We start from the raw sequence: 23,259 nt of genomic DNA on the forward strand, positions 1-23,259 counted from the left end.
CGCTTGGAATACATTCATTGCGGATGTTGAACGAGTCAAAAATCTCTGTTGGAGAGAGTGGATAAAGTTGGTCAATTAATTAATGCAATTGGTATTATTCCCTTACCCCCCAGTGCCGCTAAATCAGTGAAATGTACTCTGACCCCAATCTTTGAAATATACTCTGACCCCATTATTTTTGTGTTGTCAGTATTTGTAGACATTCTTATTCGATAAAAGCCTTAATAGATCTGACTTACTTTTAGCAAAGTGAGCGTTTTTTGGTAAACTCTGTCGAGTATTTTTCTAGTCGAAGTAAATAGGACAAACTAATGGCCGTATTCGGTACAGTATTCATGCCACAAATGGCACTTGCTACCTTTGTCAACGATAAGTGGACTGACACCGAATTTGTCAGTGCAGATAGTATTCAGCTGCACCCTGGTGCACACGTGCTTCATTACTCAAGTACATGCTTTGAAGGCTTAAAAGCATTTAAGCACGAAGATGGCAGCATCAACATTTTCAGAATGGATAAGAATATCGAGCGCTTTGCTCAAAGTAGCCGTCTACTAAACTTGCCTGAAATAGACAAAGCGCAAGTCGAAAAGATGATCATCGATATTGTTGCAAAATACGCCTCCGAGGTTCCAGAGCCTCCAGGTTCTATGTATATCCGCCCTACGCATATCGGCACAGAAGCGTCTATCGGTAAAGCGGCAGCGCCATCAGCAAGTTCTATGCTATACGTTTTGTTATCGCCAGTTGGTGATTACTTTGCTGGCGGTTTGAAGCCACTTCGCTTGTTGCTAGACGAAACAGGCATGCGCTGTGCGCCGCACATGGGAATGGTAAAAAGCGGTGGTAACTACGCCAGTGCGTTGCCTCCTATTCTTAAAGCGCGTGCAGAAGTTCAGGCTGATCAAATTCTGTTTTGCCCTAATGGCGATGTACAAGAAACCGGAGCTGCTAACTTCCTGCTTATCGATGGTGATGAAATCATTACTAAAGGGTTAGATTCTAGCTTCCTACACGGTGTGACCCGAGCAACGATTCTTCAAATTGCCAAAGACCACGGCATGAAAGTGAGCGAGCGTGATATTACTGTAGACGAACTACTAGAGCGTTCAGCCAAACCGAATACTGAAGCAGCACTGTCTGGTACAGCGGCTGTACTTACGCCGGTAGGTACTTTTATTCACAATGATAAAGAGTATCAGGTGGGTAACGGTGAAGCTGGCCCTGTAACGATGAAGCTAAGACAAGCGTTAAATGATATCCAATGGGGTAAGGCCGAAGACACTCACAATTGGTTGGTGAAAGTGCCAAACTAGTCTAATCAGACACCCATTAAAAAAGCCTGCGAACGCAGGCTTTTTCGTTTCTAAAAAGGCACTCGATTACTTCGCTTTGCCTTGCTTAGCGACTGCATCCATCATTGCTTTGATAGCGTCAGCATCGCCAAGATATTCTTTAGAGATTGGCTTAAGGTTTTCATCTAGTTCGTATACTAGCGGCACACCTGTAGGAATGTTTAGACCCAACACTTCTTCGTCTGACATACCATCAAGGTACTTAACAAGAGCACGAAGACTGTTGCCGTGCGCAGCAATAATTACGCGTTTGCCTGCTTGGATGTCTGGACGAATAACGTCGTGCCAGTATGGTAGTACACGTTCGATAGTTAGTTTTAGACTTTCACCACGTGGCAAAATATCAGCATCTACATTGTTGTAACGCGGATCGTGACCTGGGAAGTGCTCGCTATCATCTTCAACGGCCGGAGGTGGGATGTCGAAGCTACGACGCCAGATTTTAACCTGTTCTTCACCATGCTTAGCGGCAGTCTCTGCTTTGTCTAGACCTGTTAACGCACCGTAGTGACGCTCGTTCAGACGCCAGTGACGCTCAACTGGAAGATAGTGCTGACCCATCTCTTCAAGTGCAATATTAAGTGTTTTAATTGCGCGAAGAAGTACAGACGTATAAGCCTGATCAAATGTAAATCCAGCATCTTTAAGAAGCTGACCTGCGGTCTTTGCTTGTGCTACACCAGTGTCGGTCAAGTCAACGTCGTGCCAGCCCGTGAAACGGTTTTCCAAGTTCCACTGACTTTCTCCATGACGAATAAGTACCAATTTATACATAGTTGGGTTACCTGCGGCGTTAGAGTGAAATAGTCTGAGATAATTCCAGAAATTGGACGTTCAGACGTATATTTAAAAATCTGCTGTTATCATCCTTGATTGGCGCTTAAAAATCCAGTTTATGCTGGTACAAAATCGCAGGTAAGACGTGTGTTTATCACTATAATTTGGGAATTATTATATAAAACGGGTAAGGTCTGGATGAGCAACTTTTATCCACTCTTGCATTGATGGCTCTTCAATAAAGCTAAAGTCTTCGAAGTCGAAGCCAGGTGCTACCGTACAACCAACAAGTGAGTAATCACCCATCGTTGCGGCTGCCTGAAAATTCCCCGCTTTAACAACTTCTACATAGTCATTGCTTTGCCCACCAATGCGACGTTCCCACAACTGTTGTTTTTCAAGTTGAAACAGTTGTAGTGGAGCCCCTTCGTAGTGATTCCACACTTCATCATGTAACACGCGATGAAAACGACTAACTTGTCCCTTTAATAGAAGAAAATAAATATGAGTAAGCGCGGGTCGACTAGCATTGTGCACAAACGATTTAGTTTCGTTTTCAGAACGGAAAACTTGACGATAGAAACCTCCCTCGGGGTGAGGTGCAAGGTTGTACTTCTTAACTAGCGGGTGTGTCATGATAACTTCGTTATTATTTTTATTGCTTACTACTAATGCTTGTATATCTCAAAGCTTTCCTAAGCATGTATTAAGACATTTAATGTTTAACCTTCTTTTAAGCATACCGTTTGGTGCGTTATAAGAAAACAGAAATGTTGCATATTTGTAAACCATCTTAATCAGCAAGTACTCTGTGCATATGCGAAGCTTTCTTATCAATAAGCGCTATCTGCCCTAGTCAGCTTTTTCCAGCTGTTACAGCGCTTCTCCATAATCCATCTGTTTAAACCAATAATGAGAAATAGCTAAAAAAGCGATGCCATTACTAATAGTAGGTGAACTTTTTTTCATGTTTAGGCCGTACAAATTGGAAAATAAGGCGACTAAAAACACGTTGCTCGTTTCTTGCGTTGGCAAAATTGAAACGTACACAATATTCACGAACAGGCAAAGAAGGATGGTGAGCGTATGACATATAAGTCTTTTTCGCAGCTTGAAGTAAACGGCAAAAACTTCAAGGCGGTAAATTTTGACGGTATAGGCAGTAAATATGCGCTCGACAGGCTTCCGTTTTGTATCAAAATTCTTTTGGAAAACCTGATTCGTCATGAAGACCAAGAGTTTGTTAACAGCAACGATATTGAGCAAGTAGCAAAGTGGGACACAGATAATCACGTTGATTACGAAGTGTCTTTTGTTCCCGCACGCGTCATCCTCCAAGATTTTACGGGTGTGCCTGCTATTGTTGATTTAGCAGCCATGCGCGATGCGGTTAATCGTTTAGGTGGCGACGCTCAGGCGATTAATCCCCTCAATCCAGTAGAGCTGGTTATTGACCACTCAGTAATGGTAGATCATTTTGCTGAAGACGATGCGCTTGAAAAGAATACCGACATTGAAATTCAGCGAAATAGAGAGCGTTATCAATTTCTAAAATGGGGTCAGTCTAGCTTTGACAATTTCAAAGTGGTTCCCCCTGGTCGCGGTATCGTGCATCAGGTTAACCTAGAGTATCTTGCTCGTTGCGCGTTTACTAAGGAACAGGATGGGGAAACGTTGGTTTACCCAGATACCCTAGTAGGAACAGATTCGCATACCACTATGATTAATGGCCTTGGCGTACTAGGCTGGGGTGTGGGAGGCATTGAAGCAGAAGCGGCGATGCTGGGTCAACCAGTAACAATGTTATTACCAAAAGTGGTTGGCTTCAGGCTTTCAGGTAAGTTGCCTGCTGGCGTAACTGCCACCGACATGGTGCTAACTATCACACAACAACTACGTGAACATGGCGTTGTTGGAAAGTTTGTAGAATTCTATGGACCGGGTCTTAAGCATCTTACTACGGCAGACCGTGCCACCATCGCAAACATGGCGCCCGAATATGGTGCTACTTGCGGTATCTTCCCTATTGATGATGTTGCGCTAGATTACCTGCGACTCACCGGCCGAGACGAAGATCAAATTGCCCTTGTTGAGGAATATGCAAAGTTCAGCCACTTATGGCACGACGACCACTCAAAAGATGCCCAGTATCATGAGACCCTTGAACTTAACTTAGATGAAGTGGTTCCTTCACTTGCTGGACCTAAGCGTCCTCAAGATAGAATTGCCCTCGATAATGCAGCAGAGGCATTTAGAGAGTGGCATCGTTCGCAAATTGACGTGAAAGTGCTTGATGAAGAAACCGATCTCATCGCGGAAGCGGGGTTAGGTACAACAGACGAGGTGGACGAAGAACACGACTCGTTCGTGGAGTTCAGAGGAAGCAAGTTCAACCTTGAAGATGGCGCTATTGTAATAGCTGCTATCACCAGCTGTACTAATACGTCAAATCCATCTGTACTCGTTGGCGCAGGCTTGCTTGCGAAGAAAGCAGCGGAAAAAGGGCTAACTCGTAAGCCGTGGGTTAAGACTTCATTAGCACCTGGTTCGCAGGTTGTTACTCAGTATCTAGAAGATGCAGGTCTGATGGATCCGCTTGAAGCACTAGGCTTTAACTTGGTTGGCTACGGCTGTACTACGTGTATTGGTAACTCTGGACCGCTACCTGATGCCATTACCGACGCCATTAGAAAAGCGAAACTTACGGTTACCTCAGTTTTATCTGGTAACCGCAACTTTGAAGGGCGTATCCATCCTGATGTGGCTGCAAACTACCTTGCATCACCACCACTGGTTGTTGCATACGCGTTGGCTGGAAACATGAATGTAGATATCACTAAAGAGCCGTTAGGTAAGGCGAGTGATGGTTCTCCGGTATATCTGAAAGACATCTGGCCTACCGAAGACGAAATTCAGCAATATATAGCGGAAAACGTCACCGGTGATTTGTTTAAAGAAAAGTATGCAGATGTATTTAAAGGAAGCGGTGAATGGAATGAATTGCAGGTAAGTAAAACGTCAGTCTACGACTGGCCAGAATCAACCTACATTAAGCATCCACCTTTCTTTGAAGTAATGGGTAAAGAGCCTGAGGCTTTAACTGCAATTGAAAACGCACGATGCTTGGTTAAGGTGGGCGATTCGATTACTACCGACCATATTTCTCCAGCCGGCGCCATCGCAGAAGATAGCCCAGCCGGAGAGTACCTGCAGGCCCAAGGGGTTGAGCCTAAAGACTTTAACTCTTATGGATCGCGTCGTGGTAACCACGAGGTTATGATGAGAGGTACGTTTGCTAACGTGCGTCTTCAAAACCAATTAGCACCCGGCACAAGAGGCAGTGCTACCACACACTTCCCAAGTGGCGATAGTATGTCTATTTTCCATGCTGCCATGCGTTACAAAGATGACGGCGTACCAGCCATTGTAATTGGTGGAAAAGAGTACGGTACTGGCTCAAGTCGAGATTGGGCAGCTAAAGGCCCTTCTTTGATGGGGGTGAAAGCAGTATTAGCCGAGAGCTACGAGAGAATTCACCGCTCTAACCTGATTGGAATGGGGATTTTGCCACTTCAATTTAAGTCAGGTGATAGCGCGAGTTCTTTGGAGCTTAAAGGCAATGAGTCTTTTTCTATTAACGCTGTTGAACGTGGGCAGACTGAGGTTGAAGTTAAAGCCGTGTCGGATGAAGGAAAAACAACAACGTTTACGATGGATATCAGAATTGATACATCAAACGAGTTCACTTACTTTGAAAACGGCGGCATTCTGCATTACGTGATAAGAGAATACTTGAAGAAATAGCACGTATAAGGGTAGTGGTAAGCGACTTCTCTGTAGTGAGAAGTCGCTATGCCATGTGATGTTAGTAATAGCGTTTTTCGCAGATTACTTCTTTAATATTCGAGCCGATGGCAGCGCGTGTCTCACATCTCAAATCTTGGGCTTGTGCACCGTAAAGAGAGATATATTCTTCTACATAAGGCTCTAAAGCATTGATGTAGACTTCAGGTAAAGCATTCTTTATCTGTCGGTAAGAACGGTTCCATTCAGCGGTTTTTTGTTCCATTGCAACATTCAACCAGAGCCAGCCTTCTTCATAATTAACGGGCGTCCCCCATCCTTGGAAATACATTTGCGCGAGGTAATATTGACCTTCTTTATTTCCCATTTTTGCAGAAGCAGTCAGCTTCTCCAGTGCTTTTTCATACTTCTCTGCCTTCAGGGCGTGCAAGCCCAATTCTAAAGTAGATAAATATTCGGATTTCCAAATATGATTCTTTGTATGCGACTGAGCCAACGTAGGGGCTGAAAGTACAACTGAAGATAAAACGGCAGCTATTGCTAATAGATTTTTCATGTAGTATCCCTTCTTTTTGATAAATTTATAACGCAATTCACACTCATAGTGAACCGTCTAAAAGTACAGTTTTTGTTTTATGTTACTAAAAATTTTAAGAGTTGAGTGATTAATCTCCACCAATAATTTGGACTTGTGCAAGGTCGGTGTCGCCTTTCAAAACTTTGAAAATTGCGTCTTGAACGAGGGTGCGCATGCCATCAGCAGCAGCCTGAGACTTCATATCGGCGACGCTGGCTTCTTTGTACACCATTGACCGAAGCTCTGGCGTCATACCTAGTAGTTCATGTACCCCTGTTCTACCTTTGTAACCCGTGTTTCCACATTCTTCGCAGCCTTTAGCACGGTAAAGCTCTAGTGGCGTCTGAATATTCAGCTCCGCCATGTGAGCATGACCATACTGGCGCTCAATAAAGGCCATATCGGTTTCAGTGGCGATGTACTTTTCTTTACAGTTACCGCATAGTGTTCGAATAAGACGTTGAGCCAATATACCCACGCAGGCATCTGAGAAGTTCACTGGGTCGAGACCCAAATCAAGTAAACGGGTAATCGTTTCAGGGGCTGAGTTAGTATGCAGTGTAGACAGTACTAAGTGACCGGTTAACGAGGCTTCAATACCTGCATGCGCGGTTTCTTTATCACGCATCTCACCAATAAGAATAATGTCAGGGTCAGCACGTAAGAATGCGCGCAGGGCAGCAGCAAAGTTGAAGCCAATCTTGGGGCTTACTTGTACCTGTTGTAGGCCGGGTTGCGTGATTTCCACCGGGTCCTCAGCGGTCCAAATCTTCTTTTCAGGCGTGTTTAAATATCCCAATATAGCGTGAAGCGTGGTGGTTTTACCTGAACCCGTTGGCCCAACAACGAGAAGAATGCCGTGAGGCTTCTTAATCATTTCTTCTAAACGCGCACGGTTGTTCGGTGCCAAGTTCATCTTATCAATAGGCATCGCACCGCCAGATGCCAGAATACGCATAACCACACCTTCACCGGCAACCGTAGGAATGGTGGCAACACGAACTTCAACAAGTTGACCATTCATTCTAAACGCGAGTTTGCCATCCTGAGGTACGCGTTTTTCGGCAATGTTCAAATTCGACATAATCTTTATGCGTGCAATAACCGCACTGTGATGCGAATTAGGCACTTGGTTCATGTCGCGGCACACACCGTCCACGCGCATACGTACACGAGTGGGCGCGTTTTTCTCTGGGTCTATGTGAATATCTGACGCGTTGAGTCTTTTTGCATCGTGCAGAATACGGCTTACTAAGCGCACCACAGCAGGGGCGTCGTCCGACAGCTCATCGACTTGGTCGTCGTTATCTTCAGTTGATGTACCAATCTCGTCGAGAATATCACTCATCTCGCCGGGGCCACCGCCACCGCTGTTTTCCCCCAAATATTGAAGAATTAAGCTTGGTAGGCTGACAGCTATCTCGTAGCTATCAATACCCATGGCGCTCTCTATTTCCATAAGTAGCGCCGCATTATTAGGTTCAGCCATCAACACGATAGGCTTGTCATGGGCATCGGCAATGACAGCCACATAGTTTCTTTTTAAATAAGAAACATTCAGACGGCTTTCATTTTCGAACCTGTGATACTTATCAGGTAAATAAGGAATAAAAGGCACCTGATAGTGAATAGAAAGCGAGTTGCCAATTTCTTCTTCAGAGATGCGGTGTTCCGATACAAGACGCTGTATAAGAGCGCGAATGTCTGGAGTAGAACTTTGAATATCGTTTAATGTAGCTTCGTCTAATAAGCTTTTGTGAACTAGTAGATCGAAAGGGTTGTTTGTGCCGCCCAGTTCAAATCTGAACTTGTCGCCAAGAATAAGTGCAAGGGCATTGCCTAGCTTTAAATCTTCTTCAGTAAAACCACCACTGACTTTGTTGATGATTTGGATAACACCCATCAACACGCCCGCATTCATTATAGGTACGCATAAAATGTTCTGGGTTTTAAAGTCATTGTCTTTGTCGAACTTATCAGCGAAGCGCAGGCGAGGGTGAATGCTTTGAAGTAGTGCAGGATTATACGGGTCGTCAATAACCACAGCCTTTTGTGATAGGGCAACATAACCAGCAATCGACATTGGGCTAATTGGCACTTTTATTTCCAGTGTCTCTTTACCCGTTTTAAATCTCGCGACCAAATCTTGATGCTGACGTCGACGTTGAAAAATACTCATACGCTGGGCATCAAACAAACCGAGGATAATTGGCTCTAATAAGCCATATGCATCCAGTAACGTGGAATGGTTATTTAAAATGCGTTTTATTTGTGCAAAAGTTTGCTGGTTATTCACTACTTCCATATTCTCACTACTAATAATGTTGGCGCCTAGTCCTTTATGCATTTGGCATTACAAGTGCCTGTTAAGCTGGGGTAACAAGATATACCTATACCACGAAAGCAACAATACTACTTATAGACAGTTACATACACTGGTATAGCGTAAAAATATGTGTATAAAAAGCAAACTGCCTCTTGCATTGCTTCTGCCTTTCTGTATAATTCGCGCCCACTGCCCAATTAGGGCACGTAATTTTTAGCCGCGACCTCACTGCTTTTAGGGTGGTTGCCGAAGTAACGGATTCATCATCACTGATTAGCCTGTTGCTGGCGTGCTAGAAAAAAGAACAGGGTTCCGATTGGGAACCATCGGTTTACGCACATCCTTTCTTTCCGGAATAAATGGAAGAGAAAGGGTGAATTTTTTTGTTCTTTCGATTGGAGCTTAATCGATGCCAAATCAAAGAATTCGCATTCGTTTGAAAGCGTTTGATCACAAGTTGATCGATCAGTCTACGGCTGAAATCGTTGAAACTGCGAAACGCACTGGTGCTCAGGTAAGTGGTCCTATTCCTCTACCTACTCGCAAAGAACGCTATACAGTTCTGATTTCTCCGCACGTTAACAAAGACGCGCGTGATCAATATGAAATCCGTACTCACAAGCGTTTGGTAGACATCATCGAGCCAACTGATAAAACAGTTGACGCGTTGATGCGTTTGGACTTGGCTGCTGGCGTTGATGTTCAAATCAGCCTGGGCTAATAAGAGAGGGTTATAACAATGGCGATTGGTCTAGTCGGTCGTAAAGTGGGTATGACTCGCATCTTCACTGAAGATGGTACGTCTATCCCTGTGACTGTTATTGAAGCGACCCCAAACCGCGTTACTCAGCTTCGTACTGAGGAAACTGACGGTTATCGCGCTCTTCAGGTTACTGCTGGAACTAAGAAAGCTAACCGCATCAACAAAGCTGAAGCAGGTCACTTTGCTAAAGCTGGTGTTGAAGCTGGACGCACTCTAGTAGAATTCCGCCTAGAAGAAAACGAAGGTGCCGATATTGAAGTAGGCAGTGAAATCACTGTTGAAATCTTTAACGACACTAAGAAAATTGATGTAACTGGTACATCAAAAGGTAAAGGTTTCCAAGGTGCTATCAAGCGCTGGAACTTCAGTTCTCAGCGTATGACACACGGTAACTCTTTGTCACACCGTGCTCCTGGTTCAATTGGTCAAAACCAATCACCAGGTAAAGTATTCAAAGGCAAGAAAATGGCTGGTCAGCTTGGTAACAAGCAAGTGACTACTCAGTCTTTGGAAGTTGTACGTGTTGACGTAGAGAACGGCCTTATCCTAGTTAAAGGTGCCGTACCTGGCGCAACTGGCAACGATGTAATCGTAAAGCCAGCTGTTAAAGCGTAACGTCTGGGGGAGTGAACTGATGGAATTAACATTGAAAGACGCGCAAAGCGCTCTTGAAGTATCCGAAGCGACCTTTGGACGTGAATTCAACGAAGCCCTGGTACACCAGGTAGTTGTAGCTTACGGTGCAGGTGCTCGTCAGGGTACAAAAGCGCAGAAAACTCGCGCTGAAGTTCGTGGTGGCGGTAAGAAGCCATGGCGTCAAAAAGGTACTGGCCGTGCTCGTGCTGGTACAATCCGTAGCCCAATTTGGGTTGGCGGTGGCCGTGCTTTCGCAGCAAAGCCTCGTGACTTTGACCAAAAAGTTAACAAGAAAATGTATCGCGGTGCGATCAAGAGCATCCTGTCTGAACTAATCCGTCAAGACCGTTTGGTTGTTGTAGAGAAGTTCGGTGTTGACGCACCTAAGACTAAAGCTCTTATTTCTGCACTTAACGAATATGAACTAAATGACGTTCTAATCGTTACTCCTGAAGTTGATGAGAACTTGTTCCTAGCGGCGCGCAACTTGTACAAAGTTGACGTACGTGACGTAGCAGGCATCGACCCAGTGAGCTTGATTGCATTTGAAAAAGTGCTAATGACTGCTGATGCGGTTAAACAACTTGAGGAGGCGTTAGCATGAAAGAAGAACGTCTACTGAAGGTGCTAGTAGCACCTCACGTTTCAGAAAAGTCTACAATGGCTGCTGAAGCGAACAACACAGTTGTATTTAAAGTAGCTAAAGACGCGAACAAAGCCGAAATCAAAGCTGCAGTTGAAAAACTGTTTGAAGTTGAAGTTGAAGGTGTTCGTACTGTGAACGTTAAGGGTAAAACCAAGCGTCACGGCATGTCTTTCGGTAAGCGCAGCGACTGGAAAAAGGCCTACGTGGTTCTTAAAGAAGGTCAGGACATCGACTTTGTCGGTGGTGCTGAGTAAGAAGGGGATTAGAAATGCCATTATTGAAAGCTAAGCCAACTTCTGCCGGTCGTCGTCACGTTGTTCAGGTCGTAAATCCTGACCTGCACAAAGGTGCACCGTACGCACCTTTGCTTGAAAAGAACAGCAAATCTGGCGGTCGTAACAACAATGGTCGTATTACCACTCGTCACATTGGTGGTGGTCATAAGCAACACTACCGTGTAATCGACTTTAAACGCAACAAAGACGGCATTCCAGCTAAAGTTGAGCGTTTAGAATACGATCCAAACCGTTCTGCAAACATTGCACTAGTATTGTACGCAGACGGTGAACGTCGTTACATTCTGGCTCCTAAGGGTATGCAAGCAGGTGATGCAATCCAGTCTGGTTCGGACGCTCCGATCAAGTCTGGTAACACTCTACCTATGCGTAACATCCCTGTAGGTACTGTTGTACACGCAATTGAAATGAAGCCTGGCAAAGGTGCGCAAATCGCACGTTCTGCTGGTGCTTATGCTCAGATCCTAGCACGTGACGGAAACTACGTTACCCTACGTCTACGCTCTGGCGAAATGCGTAAAGTTCTATCTGATTGCCGCGCCACTATCGGTGAAGTTGGCAATGCAGAGCACATGCTTCGTTCACTAGGTAAAGCTGGTGCTACACGCTGGCGTGGTGTTCGTCCTACCGTTCGTGGTGTTGCCATGAACCCGGTTGATCACCCACACGGTGGTGGTGAAGGTCGTACATCAGGCGGTCGTCACCCAGTAACTCCTTGGGGTGTTCCTACCAAAGGTAAGAAAACCCGAAGCAACAAGCGTACTGATAAGCTTATCGTACGTCGTCGAAACAAGTAATAGCGAGGATTCACCATGCCACGTTCTCTCAAGAAAGGTCCTTTTATTGACCTTCACTTGCTGAAGAAGGTAGAGGCTGCAGTGGAAAAGAACGAACGTAAACCAATCAAAACTTGGTCTCGTCGTTCTATGATCATCCCAGATATGATTGGGTTGACCATTGCGGTCCATAACGGTCGCCAACATGTACCTGTCATTATTAGTGACGAAATGGTCGGCCACAAGTTGGGCGAATTTGCGCCAACGCGTACTTACCGCGGCCATGTCGCGGATAAGAAAGCTAAACGTTAAGGGGTAGGAAGATGGAAGCATTAGCTAAACACCGTTTTGCCCGCACGTCGGCTCAAAAGGCACGCTTGGTTGCAGATCAAATTCGCGGAATGCACGTTGAGAAAGCTCTAGAGCTTCTTGCGTACAGCCCGAAGAAAAGCGCAGCGCTAGTAAAGAAAGTATTGGAATCTGCGATTGCTAACGCAGAGCACAACGAAGGCGCAGACATCGACGAGTTACGCGTGTCTAAAGTTTTCGTTGACGAAGGTCCAACTATGAAACGTATCAAGCCACGTGCTAAAGGCCGTGCTGATCGTATCTTCAAGCGCAGCAGTCACATCACTGTGGTTGTAGCGGATAACTAGGAGTAGATAATGGGACAGAAGGTACATCCTACAGGTATACGCCTGGGTATCAGCAAACCATGGACTTCTACCTGGTACGCTAATACTGCAGACTATGCAGACAACCTGTATAACGATCATCAGGTACGTCAGTATCTGACTAAGCAACTAAAGAACGCTTCACTTTCTAAAATCGTGATCGAGCGTCCTGCTAAGAGCATCCGTGTGACTATTCACACTGCTCGTCCAGGCGTTGTAATCGGTAAGAAAGGTGAAGACGTAGAGAAGTTGCGTAACTACGTATCTAAGCTAGCCGGCGTGCCAGCTCAGATCAACATCGCTGAAGTACGTAAGCCAGAGCTAGATGGCCAGCTAGTAGCTGACAGCATCTCTAGCCAGCTAGAGCGTCGTGTTATGTTCCGTCGTGCTATGAAGCGCGCAGTACAAAACGCAATGCGTCTAGGCGCGAAAGGTATCAAAGTTGAAGTTAGCGGCCGTTTGGGCGGAGCAGAGATTGCACGTTCTGAATGGTACCGTGAAGGTCGCGTTCCTCTGCACACTTTCCGTGCGGATATCGATTACGCAACCTCTGAAGCGTCAACTACTTACGGTATCATCGGCGTTAAAGTATGGATCTTCAAAGGTGAAGTTCTAGGTGGTCTACCTACAACTCAAGAGCAAGCACCAGCTGCTCAACCTAAGAAGAAAGGCCGCAACGCTAAGCGAGAGGGCTAATCATGTTACAACCAAAACGCATGAAGTTCCGTAAGATGCACAAAGGTCGCAACCGCGGCTTAGCAGCGGGTAATACTGTTGCCTTTGGTACTTACGGCCTTAAAGCAGTTGGTCGTGGTCGAATGACTGCGCGCCAAATCGAAGCAGCGCGTCGTGCTATGACTCGTCACGTTAAGCGTCAAGGTAAAATTTGGATTCGAGTTTTCCCTGACAAGCCAATTACTGAGAAGCCTCTAGAAGTGCGTCAAGGTAAAGGTAAAGGTAACGTTGAGTACTGGGTATGCCAAATTCAGCCTGGTCGTGTGCTATACGAGATGGAAGGTGTTCCTGAAAATCTTGCACGCGAAGCGTTTGAATTGGCAGCGGCTAAACTGCCATTTAAAACAACCTTTGTAACTCGGACGGTGATGTAATGAAAGCGACTGAACTGAAAGAAAAGAGCGTAGAAGAGCTGAACGCAGAGTTGATTAACCTGCTACGCGAACAGTTCAACCTACGCATGCAGCACACAACAGGTCAGCTTGAAAAAACTGATCAGTTGAGAAAAGTACGTCGTAACATCGCGCGTGTTAAAACCATTCTGACTCAAAAGGCTGATGCGTAATGACTGAGCAAAAAATTCGTACAGTACAAGGTCGTGTGGTTAGCAACAAGATGGATAAGTCTATCACTGTTGTAGTTGAACGTTTTGTTAAGCACCCAATCTACGGGAAGTTCATCAAGCGCTCTACTAAGCTTCACGCCCACGACGAAAACAACGTATGCAATAAAGGTGACGTAGTAACAGTACGTGAATGTCGCCCACTATCTAAGAGCAAATCTTGGATGCTAGTTGACGTTGTTGAGAAAGCTGGCGTTTAATCGCTAACTTTTTTCAAAGTCTTAAAAAAGCCGCTCTCGAGCGGCTTTTTTGTATCTGCAGTTTCTTACACGTGCTTCCATAGGCTTAAGCGTGTTCATTATCAGCGCCGTTGAAGACTAGCGTCTTGTATAAATCAGCGTAGGCACTGGACATCCTTTCTATACCAAATTTACTTGTGACAAGCTTATACAAAGCCTCTCCATATTGTGCTCTTTCATCAGGGGATTCAATTAGACTAATTAAGCTCTCCCCAATTCCGTCAATATCTCCCGGCGCTACCATTACACCTGTCTCCTTATGCTTGATAACTTCGGGTATTCCCCCCACAGGACTAGATAACACTGCACATTTATTAGCACCTGCCTGAAGTAAAATATCGCCTAAACCCTCTGAGTAGGAAGGATGAACCAGAATATCTACATTAGGGAGTATTTTGGCTACCTCTTTAGTAAAACCGCAAAGCTTCACATGCTCGTCTAGCTTATGGCGTTCTATAAGTGATTGATAGCTCTCTTTTAGATTTCCCTCGCCAAACAATAAACAGGTTACATTTTCATGCTTGTTCAATACATCGTGCATAGCCAAAATGATATCCGCTTGCCCTTTTTGAGATATGTACTGAGCGAAGTTTGCAATGACGATATGGTCTTCAGGAATAGAGAATGTACGTCGCAGCCAACCGCTATCTTTGCATTGGGAATACTCTGTTAAGTCTACTGCAGGATATATAACGCGCTGATGTTCTACGCCTTCACAATGTAGTGAAACCACTTTCCTCACACCTTCAGATACGCTGATAACTGCATCGAATTGTTTGTACTTATAAAATGAAAAGTGAGTTTCGGGGTTATCTATTCGCCTTGTGCAAACCGTAGGCACACCTGAAATTTTGGCGAGCATGGCACCCCATACATCCGAACCCCGTTCGCTGTGCACATGAATAATATCTGGGTTAACCCCATTTACGACTTCCAGTAAACGCTTTACACATAGGAAGTCTGACTCACCGGCATACTTGATGGTATGCGTTTCACAATACCCAAAAGCCGTATGACGAATCTCACTGTCTTCAGCGCAAACCAAGTGAAGTGATATATCATCATGGTGCTCTAACGCATTGATGAGGTATGCAACTTGTTCTGCGCCACCGTGAAGATGTATGCCAAGTTCAATGTGAAGAACGCGTATACTCAAATGCCTTCCTTAAAATTTATTTAATATTCTGTATACGCTGCTTTTTTATTTAAGACCGTTTTTTTGCGGCTTTTCTTATATGGTTGTGGTTACATCTTACTGTTTAAACATCGCTATACGCATAAAGCGAGTGATCAATATATTATTGCCTTTCTCATATACACTCTTTACTTACGTATAGGGTCGCTTTGCCCTAGACGCGGGCTATTTAGCCACTACAATGTCGAAAGAATCTATCGGGAACTGCGGCACTAGATAGCTAGAATTACCTGCTTACCTCTGGGAGTGGGTGTTTCGCAGTGCCAAGCACACCGTATTTGAAAAGCATAATTCAACATCGATAGTCGATCACTTGTAGTCGTGCCGTCGAAGTATCTGTATCAAAAAGGATGTATTTATGGTTGTTGCCAATACACGTGGCTATAAACCTACTCTACTTGAAACGCTCTGCCGGTGGGGATATTCGCTTGTATTGGCGATTGCGATTCCCTTCGCATTTATTCATTTATTGATAAAAGCCACGAAAACAAGCGATGACTCACATCGAGGGAGGTTTGAGCGTTTTGGCATAGTTCCAAAGCCGCTCAAACAGAATGGCTATTTGTTTCACTGTGTTTCAGTGGGGGAAGTCGTGGCTGCTTCATGCGTAATAAAGCGAATAATGCAACACGAGCCAGACGCGCAAATAACCGTTACTACAACCACGTCTACAGGCTCTGCTCGCGTTCGAGATATATTCAAAGACACCGTTCACCATTTCTATCTGCCTTATGATTTGTCGCTGACTATGTCTTCAATGCTGAAACGCATTAAGCCCAAAGCAGTAATGATTACAGAAGTTGAACTATGGCCAAACCTAATTCACGTGTGCTGGAAGCGCAATATTCCCGTTATGGTAATAAATGCTCGCATGACTGAGCGCTCGGCTAAACGTTATAAAAAAATCGGACAGCTATTTAACCCTATGTTGGCTAAGCTATCTCACGTATGTGCTCAAGGGCAGAGAGACTATGATAATTATGCATGGCTTGGTGTTGCGCAAGATAAGCTAACCCTCACGAATAATATTAAGTTTGATCAAGCCGCAAATACAGCGAGCTCTTCTGCACATTTTCTTGGGTTAGCTAAGGGTGCAAGGCCAATACTAGTTGCAGGCAGCACGCACGAACCTGAAGAGAGCGTTATCGTTGAATCTGCAAAGGTTTTATGGAACGAGAACCCTCAACTACGGGTGATTATTGTCCCTCGCCATCCAGAGCGTTTTGAAGCCGTAGCAAAATTACTTGAAAGGCATAATCTGAACTTCGTCAAAAGTTCAGAGGTGGATAACGTTCCAGACGATGTGAACGTTATCCTGTTGGATGAAATGGGTAAGTTAAATCATGCTTATGCGGTAGCAACATTTGCCTTTGTTGGCGGCTCTATTGCCGATAGAGGCGGCCATAATGCCCTTGAGCCGGCAGCATTCTCGTTGCCAATAATGATGGGGCCACACACCTATAATAACCCTGTTATCTGCGACTATTTAAAAGAATGTGGCGCATTAAGCATTGTAGAAGATGCTTCTTGCGTTTCTTCAACGGTGCAAGAATGGCTTGAATCACCCAGTAAAGCTGAAAAAGCGGGAATGGCCGGTAAAAAGGTACTACAGGATAACAGTGGCGCGTTAGATTCTACTTTAGCGTGTATACATCGCAGTATTCGTTAAATGCCGTCAGTCAAAAACAGCAACTCGTTGTTATTGAACAAAAAAGGAACCCCGCCTTTGTGCGTCTGATGCACCAAATTAGGCGCTGTGACAGCTAAAAGATAATGAATAGGGACTTGGTTTTTAGCTATCTATTTGATTATACAGGGATTGTCAAAGTTGGTTCGCTGCTTGCTATAAAGTGTGCGACAGCGTAACAACAGTAAAATCCAAATAAATATGCACCTTTTAAAAAGGGCACTGCGTTGCGCGTTTTCCAGGGAGAGACCTCCTGCCGGTGGGCAGGAGGTTTTCTTACTTTTGCACTTCTACTTTTTCTTCTTTTCGTTCTGGTTCAATCAAGCTAATCACACGCCATCCTGCTTTAGGCTGAATACTGTTACCGTTGATAAAAGTATAGCTCTTACCTTCAGCGTTGATCGCAATGAGAGGTGTAGCGCGCTCACCATACTGTTTTATGTACTGCTCGTAAGTAAACTCTTCAGATAAACGGGTGGTTTTCACCATTGAGTCACGGGCAATGGCCGATGCTAAATACCCATAAGTAACGCCTTCATCGAACAGAGTAAGTTTTTTCGCGTATTGTTCGCTAACTTGGTGACTTGGTCGCGTAGATTGTTCGTTATTTGTCAGCGCCCATACTTTGTCTTTGCCCATCGTGTATTCAAAGTGATAAGCAATAAGTGGGTTAAGCTGTTTATAAGGCGACATAATCAGCACGGTACCGAATGTATTCAGATCAAGATGTCGCGCTGCATGGTCAGACATTGGGTTGCCAAAATATACTGGGATATCCTTCATACGCGCTTCTCTTATTGCGTCCCAGTTAGTATCTGCAATGGTAACGTCTAGCCTTTGGTTTATCATTTCCGTCGCTAAGGCGCGGTTGAATTTACTGCCACCGAAAATCAGATAGCCAGTTGGCGCTGGCGCTCTCACCTTAAGTAGCGACGCAACGGTACGTGACGTAAGGCTCTGCACCACAACCGTCGCGATAATCACCATAAAGACGATAGGAACGATAATCCCTGCACCTTCATAGCCTATTTCTTCAAGCTTTAAAGAGAAAAGGGCAGAAACCGCCGCTGCAACAATACCGCGAGGTGCGATCCAACTTAACAAAGCTAACTCATTTAGCTTGAGTCCGGTACCAACGGAGGACGCCAGTACAGACAATGGCCGTGCCACAAACATAATGGCAGCAAGAACCACAATTGAGCCCCAACCAACATCCACTACCGATTGTAAGTTTAGGCGAGTGGCAAGCAAGATGAATAACCCTGAAATAAGTAAAACACTCAGGGTTTCCTTAAACTCAAGAATGTCTTCTACATCAACGTCCTTCATATTAGCCAGTACCATACCAGAGATGGTAACGGCCAGAAGGCCTGACTCGTGCGCCACGTAATTAGACGCTGCAAACACACCCAGAATAACGGTTAACACTGCGGTGTTAAGCAAATAGTGCGGTATCCAGTCTTTGCGAATAGACAGGCCAAGCAGATAGCCAGAAGCGAGACCAAGTACGGAGCCAATTCCAATGGTTTTGCCAAACGCTATCAGCGTATGGGTAATGGCGGTTTCTTGCGATGCAACGATAAACTCGAAAACCAGTACGGCGAGCAGAGCGCCGATAGGGTCTATGACAATCCCTTCCCAGCGTAAGATATTGGCCAAATTCGTTTTCGGTCGCACGGTTCTGAGCATGGGCACTATAACCGTGGGGCCTGTTACGGTAACAATGGCTCCGAATAGGAAGGATAGCTGCCAAGTAAGATCAAGACTGTAGTGCGCTGCAGTGGCTGCGACAAGCCAGGTTACAACCACGCCCACAGAGCAAAGGTTTCGAACCATGTTCCCATGACCCGCGATGTCGCTGAACTTCAGCGTCAGTGACCCTTCAAAAAGAATAATGGCAACAGAGAGAGAAACGACAGGAAACAGCAAATCACCGAATAAGTCGTCCGCGTTGAGCACGCCAAAAACAGGGCCAACCACAATACCGACAATTAACAACGGTAAAATAGCAGGGAGCCTAACCTTATAGGCTAAGTATTGGCAGGTAATTGACAGCAATCCAACTGCAACGAGTGAAAGAAGCGGGTCTGACAAAGTGAGTCCTTAACGTGTTGATATTATTCCATGGTATATCAGCCTAAACATTTGTCATACAGAGACTTTAGGCCAACCTATGTTTATAGCGATATACGCTTGGGCTAAAAGTTTAGACCAATAGACCTTATTTAGCGCACTAAAATGCATTTTAGAGAGTGGGTAGGTTTGATATTATTCGTCACTTATCGTTCTTTTCGGAGCCTTTCATTGAACACTCACTTTAAATTCGCGGCTTTATCAGCATCGCTTGTACTAGCATCGGCATGCGCAGTTCAATATCCCATCCCTTCTGCACTGTTACAAATAAAAAATATCGTTGAGTTGCCGGAAGAACTTTCAGAAACATCGGGTCTATTTTGCGAAACGGACGGCATGTACTCATTAAATGACTCAGGTAATGCTCCCATCATTTATCGTATAAATTACCAGGGTGAAATTATTGAACGAACGCGCTTACCGCTCACCAATAAAGACTGGGAAGCAATAACCGCTGACGCTTCATCGTTTTACATTGCGGATGTGGGAAACAATAAAGGCAAAAGAGAGCAGGTCGAAATACATAAAGTAAACCGCTCAAATGTGAATGACATCACCTCTATTACATTGAAATACGAGGGTAATGACGCTTCGAATAACATTCCTTATGCACATGATTTTGACTCAGAGGCGATGGTTAAGCATGGCGATGACCTGCTTCTTTTTTCTAAAAGTTGGAAAACTGGTATAACCCATATCTATAAAGTGAACGAAGATGAAGCTGAGCAAACCATTAGTACGTTTGCGTCCATTGATGGACTGCCGGGCGTGGTAACTGGGGTAGACTTCGATCAGCACCAAAATAGGTTTGTTATCACCGGCTACAAATCAGATCCATTTGGAAACTTTGCTACTTTCATGGCTCAAGTATCAAGCGACTTTGCCCTTCTTGATGTATGGCCGCTTGAGCAATATAAACAAGTTGAAGGCATATGCGTGGATAATAGCGGCATATATTGGTTCAGCGAAGAAGCTACGGAAGGGCGCAAAGCATCGTTGTCTAGCGCCAGAGTAATGCCATAACAAATAGCGCCATAACAAGTAGCGCCAAAACAGGTAACGCCGTAACGAGCAACGCCATAAAAAAGCGAGCTGATTGAAGTCTGGCAGCCAATCCCCCCAAGCTTATTCACGGTTGTGAATAAGCGCTCTTTCATTGTCAGCAGCTGTTCTTTTAAAGTTATCTTTTAGTCGATGTTAGTAAAATGGCTAATACCCAACTGCCTACTTTCCTGTCTATACTGAAATTGTGATCGAATAAGTTGTAGCCAACCACAATTTGAGAGGCAGCGAAAAATGAGACGATTGAACCAGTCCTTTTTAGCAATGTGCTTTTGTCCATGTTTTTTATTGGCGGGTGCAGCTAATGCCTCTGTGGTCGAAAAGGCACAAGAATGGCTCAACAAATATTCAGACAGTGACGATACGTTTTCCCTAACTCTCACTAAAAATAAAATTAAGTTCAAAGGCTGCAAACAAAAGCAGTATCAACTTGCATTTAGCCAAAAACTGGCACCAATGTTTAACATTGAAGCCATTGTCCATTACAACAAAGGGTTGCTTGACTACGGTGTTATGTCTCAGCGTGTCAGAAGCCACGAATTTGAAGTGGTTAGCTGGTGGGATAGAGGTGATTATCGGTTGGGGTTAAGCCATAAAGTACGCCCCCGTCATGAGATGAGCATTCCGGTTGCCGATACAATTCGTCTGCCTACCAGTACATCAGCCGGCCTTTACGTAGAAATTCCATTCAAGGAAGACAAGCACCTTCTTACTGTTGGAGCTATGAGAGAGTCGTGGGAAAGTGAAGGAGCATCAATGCAATTGCCATGGCGCTCCAGCCGTGACAATCAAGTAAAAGTAGAATACGCCATCACTTTCTAAATGGTGGCGCATAAGGTTGTGTTATCTCACCGCTTTGCCATTCATAAGACATAAGTAAACTTAAAGCTTAAATCTGCTCACTTCAGACGAGAGTTCTTGCGCCAGTTCATCGAGTTTGTCACTCACGCTAACCAATATCTTAGTCGCATTCAGGGTTTCTTCACTTGATGCACTAATGTCATTAATGTTTCGACTGATATCTTCAACCACCGTAGCTTGCTCTTCCGTAGCCGTCGCTACTTGCGTGTTCACATCATTAATGTGAGCAATCTCTTCGGCGATATCTTGAAGCAGTTTGTCTATTTCATTGGTTGCGATTACCACATCGGTTGTGCGTGCGCGACTTGACTCCATTTGCGAAACGGCAGATTTAGAGTCTTGCTGGAACTTATCGATCTTCACCTGTATTTCATCAGTCGCTTGAGCGGCACGTTGTGCAAGTGTTCGCACCTCATCAGCAACGACTGAGAAGCCTCGGCCGTGATCGCCAGCCCGAGCTGCTTCTATAGCAGCATTTAGCGCAAGTAAATTGGTTTGCTCTGAAATACCTCGAATTGTATCGAGGATACCGCCAATGGCTGCGGTGTGTTCATCTAGCGATTGAATAACCCGAGACACATCTTGAATTTGACCCGAAAGACCGTTTATCGCGTGCACCGCACGTTGGGTAATTTCTCGACCGTGAGCGGAATTAGTTGTTGCCATATTCGCATTTTGCGCAGCATGGGTAGCTGACTGGGCTACTTCATTTACCGTACTGCCCATCTCTGTTAGCGCGGCTGCCGCCTGTAAGGTTTGATCTCGCTGGCTCTTGGTAGAGTTTTCTGTTTGATGAGACTGCTTCGCAACATCTTGTGCTGATGCCTTTAGTGCGTGACTTGTTTTCGCCACTTGCGAAATGGTGCCGTGAAGGTGATCAATAAAGTTATTGAACCCTTCCACTAATCGGGCAATTTCCTTTTGTTCTGGCATAGGAATACGAGAGCGTAAGTCACCTTGTCCTCTGCCAAGCTGCTGGAAAACATCGGCCAGTGATTCAAGTGGCTTGGTAAGCGTGCCTGCTAGCCAAATACCAATAAGTGCGAAAGCGCCTGCTATCACCAAAGCCCAAATAATAATCTGGCGGCTGCCTGCATTTAGCGATGCGTAAAGCTCATGCTCGGGTACTTTTGCAACCACGTACCAACCGGCTTTTTCCACATAGGTACTGGCAAACAGTTGCGTGTCGCCTGCCGCGTCGCTGGTGGCCATAGCAAAGCCCTGACGATTGAGTAGTCGCCCTGATGTGCTTGAATCGCTTATGGACGCTAACTTAGCCTTTCCTAATAACTCGGTATTGGGATGCGCGATAATGGTGCCGTTTCCGTCAACAAGAAAGACAAAGCCGGTTTGCGCAATTTTCACCGCATTGATGATATCTAGCAGCTCATCGACCGATTTAGCGACACCCGACATACCTCTGCCGTTTACTTGCTGGTAATTCGCAAAAAGTCGGTAACCTTGACCCGGTTCGTTGTATAGGCTTAGTGAAATTGGTTCGCCGCTATTTTTGTAAGCGAAAAACCACCCATCAAATTCATCGTTTTGTAGCACCCGCAAGAAACCATCTTGGTTCCAATATTTGTAGGTGGTTCTGTCTACAAATGAGGCTACCGTTAAATCGTTAAATTCAACGATATTACTTAAATAGCTAAGGAGACGGCGTTCGCCAGCGCTATCTGCGCCTGCCGACGACCAAGCAAGAATGTCGGGGTTAGAAGCAATGCCGTGAGCAACGGTAAGCATTACACTTGCTTCCCTGTCCACTCGGTTACCAACCTGTTTAAGTAATGAAGGAAGCTGAAGTTCTTCCATGTTCTCTTTAACGAGGTCACGGGCAATCCATTGGCTAATAGAACCTACAAGAATAGCAGCAGCGAGCACCGCCACAATAAGAGAAATAATGAGTTTTTGTTTTATACTGAAAGTCATGACTTTCGACCACGTAAGTTAATGCTGAAATTTATGATCAAGGGTGACGTGGCATTGCAGGCACAGCAACGTCTGATAATGAGTCCTAGGCGGGTCAGTACTACTCTCTGATTCTTACGCTAGTGCTATTGTTATTTTTAAAGCGCAGACAAGTTATCGACCTTTT

At 45.0% G+C, this 23,259-nt stretch carries 23 protein-coding genes; 16 read left to right on the forward strand and 7 right to left on the reverse strand.

From position 1 onward, the window contains the following. The first annotated feature begins 311 nt into the window (after positions 1-311). The gene (locus BIZ39_RS09465) at positions 312-1,313 is read left to right on the forward strand and encodes a branched-chain amino acid aminotransferase (RefSeq protein WP_014947969.1); all 1,002 of its coding nucleotides are present in this window, start codon (positions 312-314) and stop codon (positions 1,311-1,313) included. 66 nt (positions 1,314-1,379) lie between these two features. Here the strand turns inward: BIZ39_RS09465 and gpmA are convergent, their stop codons facing one another. After that, positions 1,380-2,126 carry a 2,3-diphosphoglycerate-dependent phosphoglycerate mutase gene (gpmA, locus tag BIZ39_RS09470; protein ID WP_014947970.1) on the reverse strand — a complete coding sequence of 249 codons (747 nt, stop codon included), beginning with the start codon at positions 2,124-2,126 and terminating at the stop codon, positions 1,380-1,382. Between the two features lie 177 nt (positions 2,127-2,303). Then, the gene (locus BIZ39_RS09475; RefSeq protein WP_049588569.1) at positions 2,304-2,765 is read right to left on the reverse strand and encodes a cupin domain-containing protein; all 462 of its coding nucleotides are present in this window, start codon (positions 2,763-2,765) and stop codon (positions 2,304-2,306) included. Positions 2,766-3,215: 450 nt separating this feature from the next. Here BIZ39_RS09475 and acnA point away from each other — a divergent pair, with 450 nt between their 5' ends. Further along, positions 3,216-5,933 (forward strand): aconitate hydratase AcnA, encoded by a 2,718-nt coding sequence (gene acnA / locus BIZ39_RS09480; protein WP_187446859.1) that lies wholly within the window; start codon positions 3,216-3,218, stop codon positions 5,931-5,933. A 61-nt stretch (positions 5,934-5,994) separates the two neighbouring features. On the opposite strand, the gene BIZ39_RS09485 is transcribed toward acnA, so the two are convergent. Both BIZ39_RS09485 and BIZ39_RS09490 read right to left on the reverse strand, forming a co-directional pair. Then, positions 5,995-6,489 carry a sel1 repeat family protein gene (locus tag BIZ39_RS09485; protein ID WP_061094026.1) on the reverse strand — a complete coding sequence of 165 codons (495 nt, stop codon included), beginning with the start codon at positions 6,487-6,489 and terminating at the stop codon, positions 5,995-5,997. 109 nt (positions 6,490-6,598) lie between these two features. After that, positions 6,599-8,857: a GspE/PulE family protein gene (locus BIZ39_RS09490; RefSeq protein WP_410369560.1), complete on the reverse strand. Its 2,259-nt coding sequence runs from the start codon at positions 8,855-8,857 to the stop codon at positions 6,599-6,601. A gap of 388 nt (positions 8,858-9,245) precedes the next feature. On the opposite strand from BIZ39_RS09490, the gene rpsJ reads away from it, so the two are divergent. Genes rpsJ through rpsQ form a run of 11 tightly spaced genes read left to right on the forward strand, consistent with a single transcriptional unit; the run spans position 9,246 to position 14,184 of the window. Further along, a complete protein-coding gene (gene rpsJ / locus BIZ39_RS09495; RefSeq protein ID WP_010179497.1) occupies positions 9,246-9,557 on the forward strand; it encodes a 30S ribosomal protein S10 in 312 nt (103 codons plus the stop codon). A gap of 18 nt (positions 9,558-9,575) precedes the next feature. Continuing rightward, entirely contained in the window at positions 9,576-10,214 is a 639-nt protein-coding gene (gene rplC / locus BIZ39_RS09500; RefSeq protein WP_014947975.1) for a 50S ribosomal protein L3, read from the forward strand. 19 nt (positions 10,215-10,233) lie between these two features. Beyond that, a complete protein-coding gene (gene rplD / locus BIZ39_RS09505; RefSeq protein ID WP_012516958.1) occupies positions 10,234-10,839 on the forward strand; it encodes a 50S ribosomal protein L4 in 606 nt (201 codons plus the stop codon). Next, positions 10,836-11,135 carry a 50S ribosomal protein L23 gene (rplW, locus tag BIZ39_RS09510; RefSeq protein ID WP_012516959.1) on the forward strand — a complete coding sequence of 100 codons (300 nt, stop codon included), beginning with the start codon at positions 10,836-10,838 and terminating at the stop codon, positions 11,133-11,135. Before rplD ends, rplW begins: the two co-directional genes overlap by 4 nt. Positions 11,136-11,149: 14 nt before the next feature. Next, positions 11,150-11,974: a 50S ribosomal protein L2 gene (gene rplB / locus BIZ39_RS09515; protein ID WP_014947976.1), complete on the forward strand. Its 825-nt coding sequence runs from the start codon at positions 11,150-11,152 to the stop codon at positions 11,972-11,974. Between the two features lie 15 nt (positions 11,975-11,989). After that, positions 11,990-12,265 (forward strand): 30S ribosomal protein S19, encoded by a 276-nt coding sequence (rpsS, locus tag BIZ39_RS09520; protein ID WP_012516961.1) that lies wholly within the window; start codon positions 11,990-11,992, stop codon positions 12,263-12,265. 11 nt (positions 12,266-12,276) lie between these two features. Continuing rightward, complete coding sequence (rplV, locus tag BIZ39_RS09525) at positions 12,277-12,609, forward strand: 50S ribosomal protein L22 (protein WP_014947977.1); 333 nt, start codon at positions 12,277-12,279, stop codon at positions 12,607-12,609. Positions 12,610-12,618: 9 nt separating this feature from the next. Further along, positions 12,619-13,323 (forward strand): 30S ribosomal protein S3, encoded by a 705-nt coding sequence (rpsC, locus tag BIZ39_RS09530; protein ID WP_014947978.1) that lies wholly within the window; start codon positions 12,619-12,621, stop codon positions 13,321-13,323. A 2-nt stretch (positions 13,324-13,325) separates the two neighbouring features. Then, positions 13,326-13,736, forward strand: a complete 411-nt coding sequence (gene rplP, locus BIZ39_RS09535; RefSeq protein ID WP_014947979.1) for a 50S ribosomal protein L16 — start codon at positions 13,326-13,328, stop codon at positions 13,734-13,736. Beyond that, entirely contained in the window at positions 13,736-13,927 is a 192-nt protein-coding gene (rpmC, locus tag BIZ39_RS09540) for a 50S ribosomal protein L29 (protein WP_014947980.1), read from the forward strand. Before rplP ends, rpmC begins: the two co-directional genes overlap by 1 nt. After that, the gene (gene rpsQ, locus BIZ39_RS09545) at positions 13,927-14,184 is read left to right on the forward strand and encodes a 30S ribosomal protein S17 (protein WP_014975444.1); all 258 of its coding nucleotides are present in this window, start codon (positions 13,927-13,929) and stop codon (positions 14,182-14,184) included. Before rpmC ends, rpsQ begins: the two co-directional genes overlap by 1 nt. Before the next feature lie 85 nt (positions 14,185-14,269). On the opposite strand, the gene BIZ39_RS09550 is transcribed toward rpsQ, so the two are convergent. Then, a complete protein-coding gene (locus BIZ39_RS09550) occupies positions 14,270-15,379 on the reverse strand; it encodes a glycosyltransferase family 4 protein (protein ID WP_187446860.1) in 1,110 nt (369 codons plus the stop codon). Positions 15,380-15,776: 397 nt separating this feature from the next. Between BIZ39_RS09550 and BIZ39_RS09555 the strand changes: the two genes are divergently transcribed. Then, positions 15,777-17,087: a 3-deoxy-D-manno-octulosonic acid transferase gene (locus BIZ39_RS09555; protein ID WP_187446861.1), complete on the forward strand. Its 1,311-nt coding sequence runs from the start codon at positions 15,777-15,779 to the stop codon at positions 17,085-17,087. A 294-nt stretch (positions 17,088-17,381) separates the two neighbouring features. Here BIZ39_RS09555 and BIZ39_RS09560 read toward each other — a convergent pair whose 3' ends face one another. Next, entirely contained in the window at positions 17,382-19,199 is a 1,818-nt protein-coding gene (locus BIZ39_RS09560) for a cation:proton antiporter (RefSeq protein WP_187446862.1), read from the reverse strand. 210 nt (positions 19,200-19,409) lie between these two features. Between BIZ39_RS09560 and BIZ39_RS09565 the strand changes: the two genes are divergently transcribed. Further along, positions 19,410-20,261, forward strand: a complete 852-nt coding sequence (locus BIZ39_RS09565; RefSeq protein ID WP_187446863.1) for a hypothetical protein — start codon at positions 19,410-19,412, stop codon at positions 20,259-20,261. 273 nt (positions 20,262-20,534) lie between these two features. Beyond that, positions 20,535-21,122, forward strand: a complete 588-nt coding sequence (locus BIZ39_RS09570) for a hypothetical protein (RefSeq protein WP_187446864.1) — start codon at positions 20,535-20,537, stop codon at positions 21,120-21,122. 60 nt (positions 21,123-21,182) lie between these two features. On the opposite strand, the gene BIZ39_RS09575 is transcribed toward BIZ39_RS09570, so the two are convergent. Beyond that, positions 21,183-23,093 (reverse strand): methyl-accepting chemotaxis protein, encoded by a 1,911-nt coding sequence (locus tag BIZ39_RS09575; protein WP_187446865.1) that lies wholly within the window; start codon positions 23,091-23,093, stop codon positions 21,183-21,185. Positions 23,094-23,259 lie beyond the last annotated feature (166 nt).

Origin of the sequence: Alteromonas sp. BZK5, from assembly GCF_014349115.1 — a bacterium.
Lineage (GTDB): Bacteria > Pseudomonadota > Gammaproteobacteria > Enterobacterales > Alteromonadaceae > Alteromonas > Alteromonas macleodii.

What these genes read in the sequence shown, in the direction of transcription:
- BIZ39_RS09465 (WP_014947969.1), top strand. Translation starts at nt 312, where the DNA reads ATGGCCGTATTCGGTACAGTATTCATGCCACAAATGGCACTTGCTACC.
- gpmA (WP_014947970.1), bottom strand. Translation starts at nt 2,126, where the DNA reads ATGTATAAATTGGTACTTATTCGTCATGGAGAAAGTCAGTGGAACTTG.
- BIZ39_RS09475 (WP_049588569.1), bottom strand. Translation starts at nt 2,765, where the DNA reads ATGACACACCCGCTAGTTAAGAAGTACAACCTTGCACCTCACCCCGAG.
- acnA (WP_187446859.1), top strand. Translation starts at nt 3,216, where the DNA reads ATGACATATAAGTCTTTTTCGCAGCTTGAAGTAAACGGCAAAAACTTC.
- BIZ39_RS09485 (WP_061094026.1), bottom strand. Translation starts at nt 6,489, where the DNA reads ATGAAAAATCTATTAGCAATAGCTGCCGTTTTATCTTCAGTTGTACTT.
- BIZ39_RS09490 (WP_410369560.1), bottom strand. Translation starts at nt 8,857, where the DNA reads ATGCATAAAGGACTAGGCGCCAACATTATTAGTAGTGAGAATATGGAA.
- rpsJ (WP_010179497.1), top strand. Translation starts at nt 9,246, where the DNA reads ATGCCAAATCAAAGAATTCGCATTCGTTTGAAAGCGTTTGATCACAAG.
- rplC (WP_014947975.1), top strand. Translation starts at nt 9,576, where the DNA reads ATGGCGATTGGTCTAGTCGGTCGTAAAGTGGGTATGACTCGCATCTTC.
- rplD (WP_012516958.1), top strand. Translation starts at nt 10,234, where the DNA reads ATGGAATTAACATTGAAAGACGCGCAAAGCGCTCTTGAAGTATCCGAA.
- rplW (WP_012516959.1), top strand. Translation starts at nt 10,836, where the DNA reads ATGAAAGAAGAACGTCTACTGAAGGTGCTAGTAGCACCTCACGTTTCA.
- rplB (WP_014947976.1), top strand. Translation starts at nt 11,150, where the DNA reads ATGCCATTATTGAAAGCTAAGCCAACTTCTGCCGGTCGTCGTCACGTT.
- rpsS (WP_012516961.1), top strand. Translation starts at nt 11,990, where the DNA reads ATGCCACGTTCTCTCAAGAAAGGTCCTTTTATTGACCTTCACTTGCTG.
- rplV (WP_014947977.1), top strand. Translation starts at nt 12,277, where the DNA reads ATGGAAGCATTAGCTAAACACCGTTTTGCCCGCACGTCGGCTCAAAAG.
- rpsC (WP_014947978.1), top strand. Translation starts at nt 12,619, where the DNA reads ATGGGACAGAAGGTACATCCTACAGGTATACGCCTGGGTATCAGCAAA.
- rplP (WP_014947979.1), top strand. Translation starts at nt 13,326, where the DNA reads ATGTTACAACCAAAACGCATGAAGTTCCGTAAGATGCACAAAGGTCGC.
- rpmC (WP_014947980.1), top strand. Translation starts at nt 13,736, where the DNA reads ATGAAAGCGACTGAACTGAAAGAAAAGAGCGTAGAAGAGCTGAACGCA.
- rpsQ (WP_014975444.1), top strand. Translation starts at nt 13,927, where the DNA reads ATGACTGAGCAAAAAATTCGTACAGTACAAGGTCGTGTGGTTAGCAAC.
- BIZ39_RS09555 (WP_187446861.1), top strand. Translation starts at nt 15,777, where the DNA reads ATGGTTGTTGCCAATACACGTGGCTATAAACCTACTCTACTTGAAACG.
- BIZ39_RS09570 (WP_187446864.1), top strand. Translation starts at nt 20,535, where the DNA reads ATGAGACGATTGAACCAGTCCTTTTTAGCAATGTGCTTTTGTCCATGT.
- BIZ39_RS09575 (WP_187446865.1), bottom strand. Translation starts at nt 23,093, where the DNA reads ATGACTTTCAGTATAAAACAAAAACTCATTATTTCTCTTATTGTGGCG.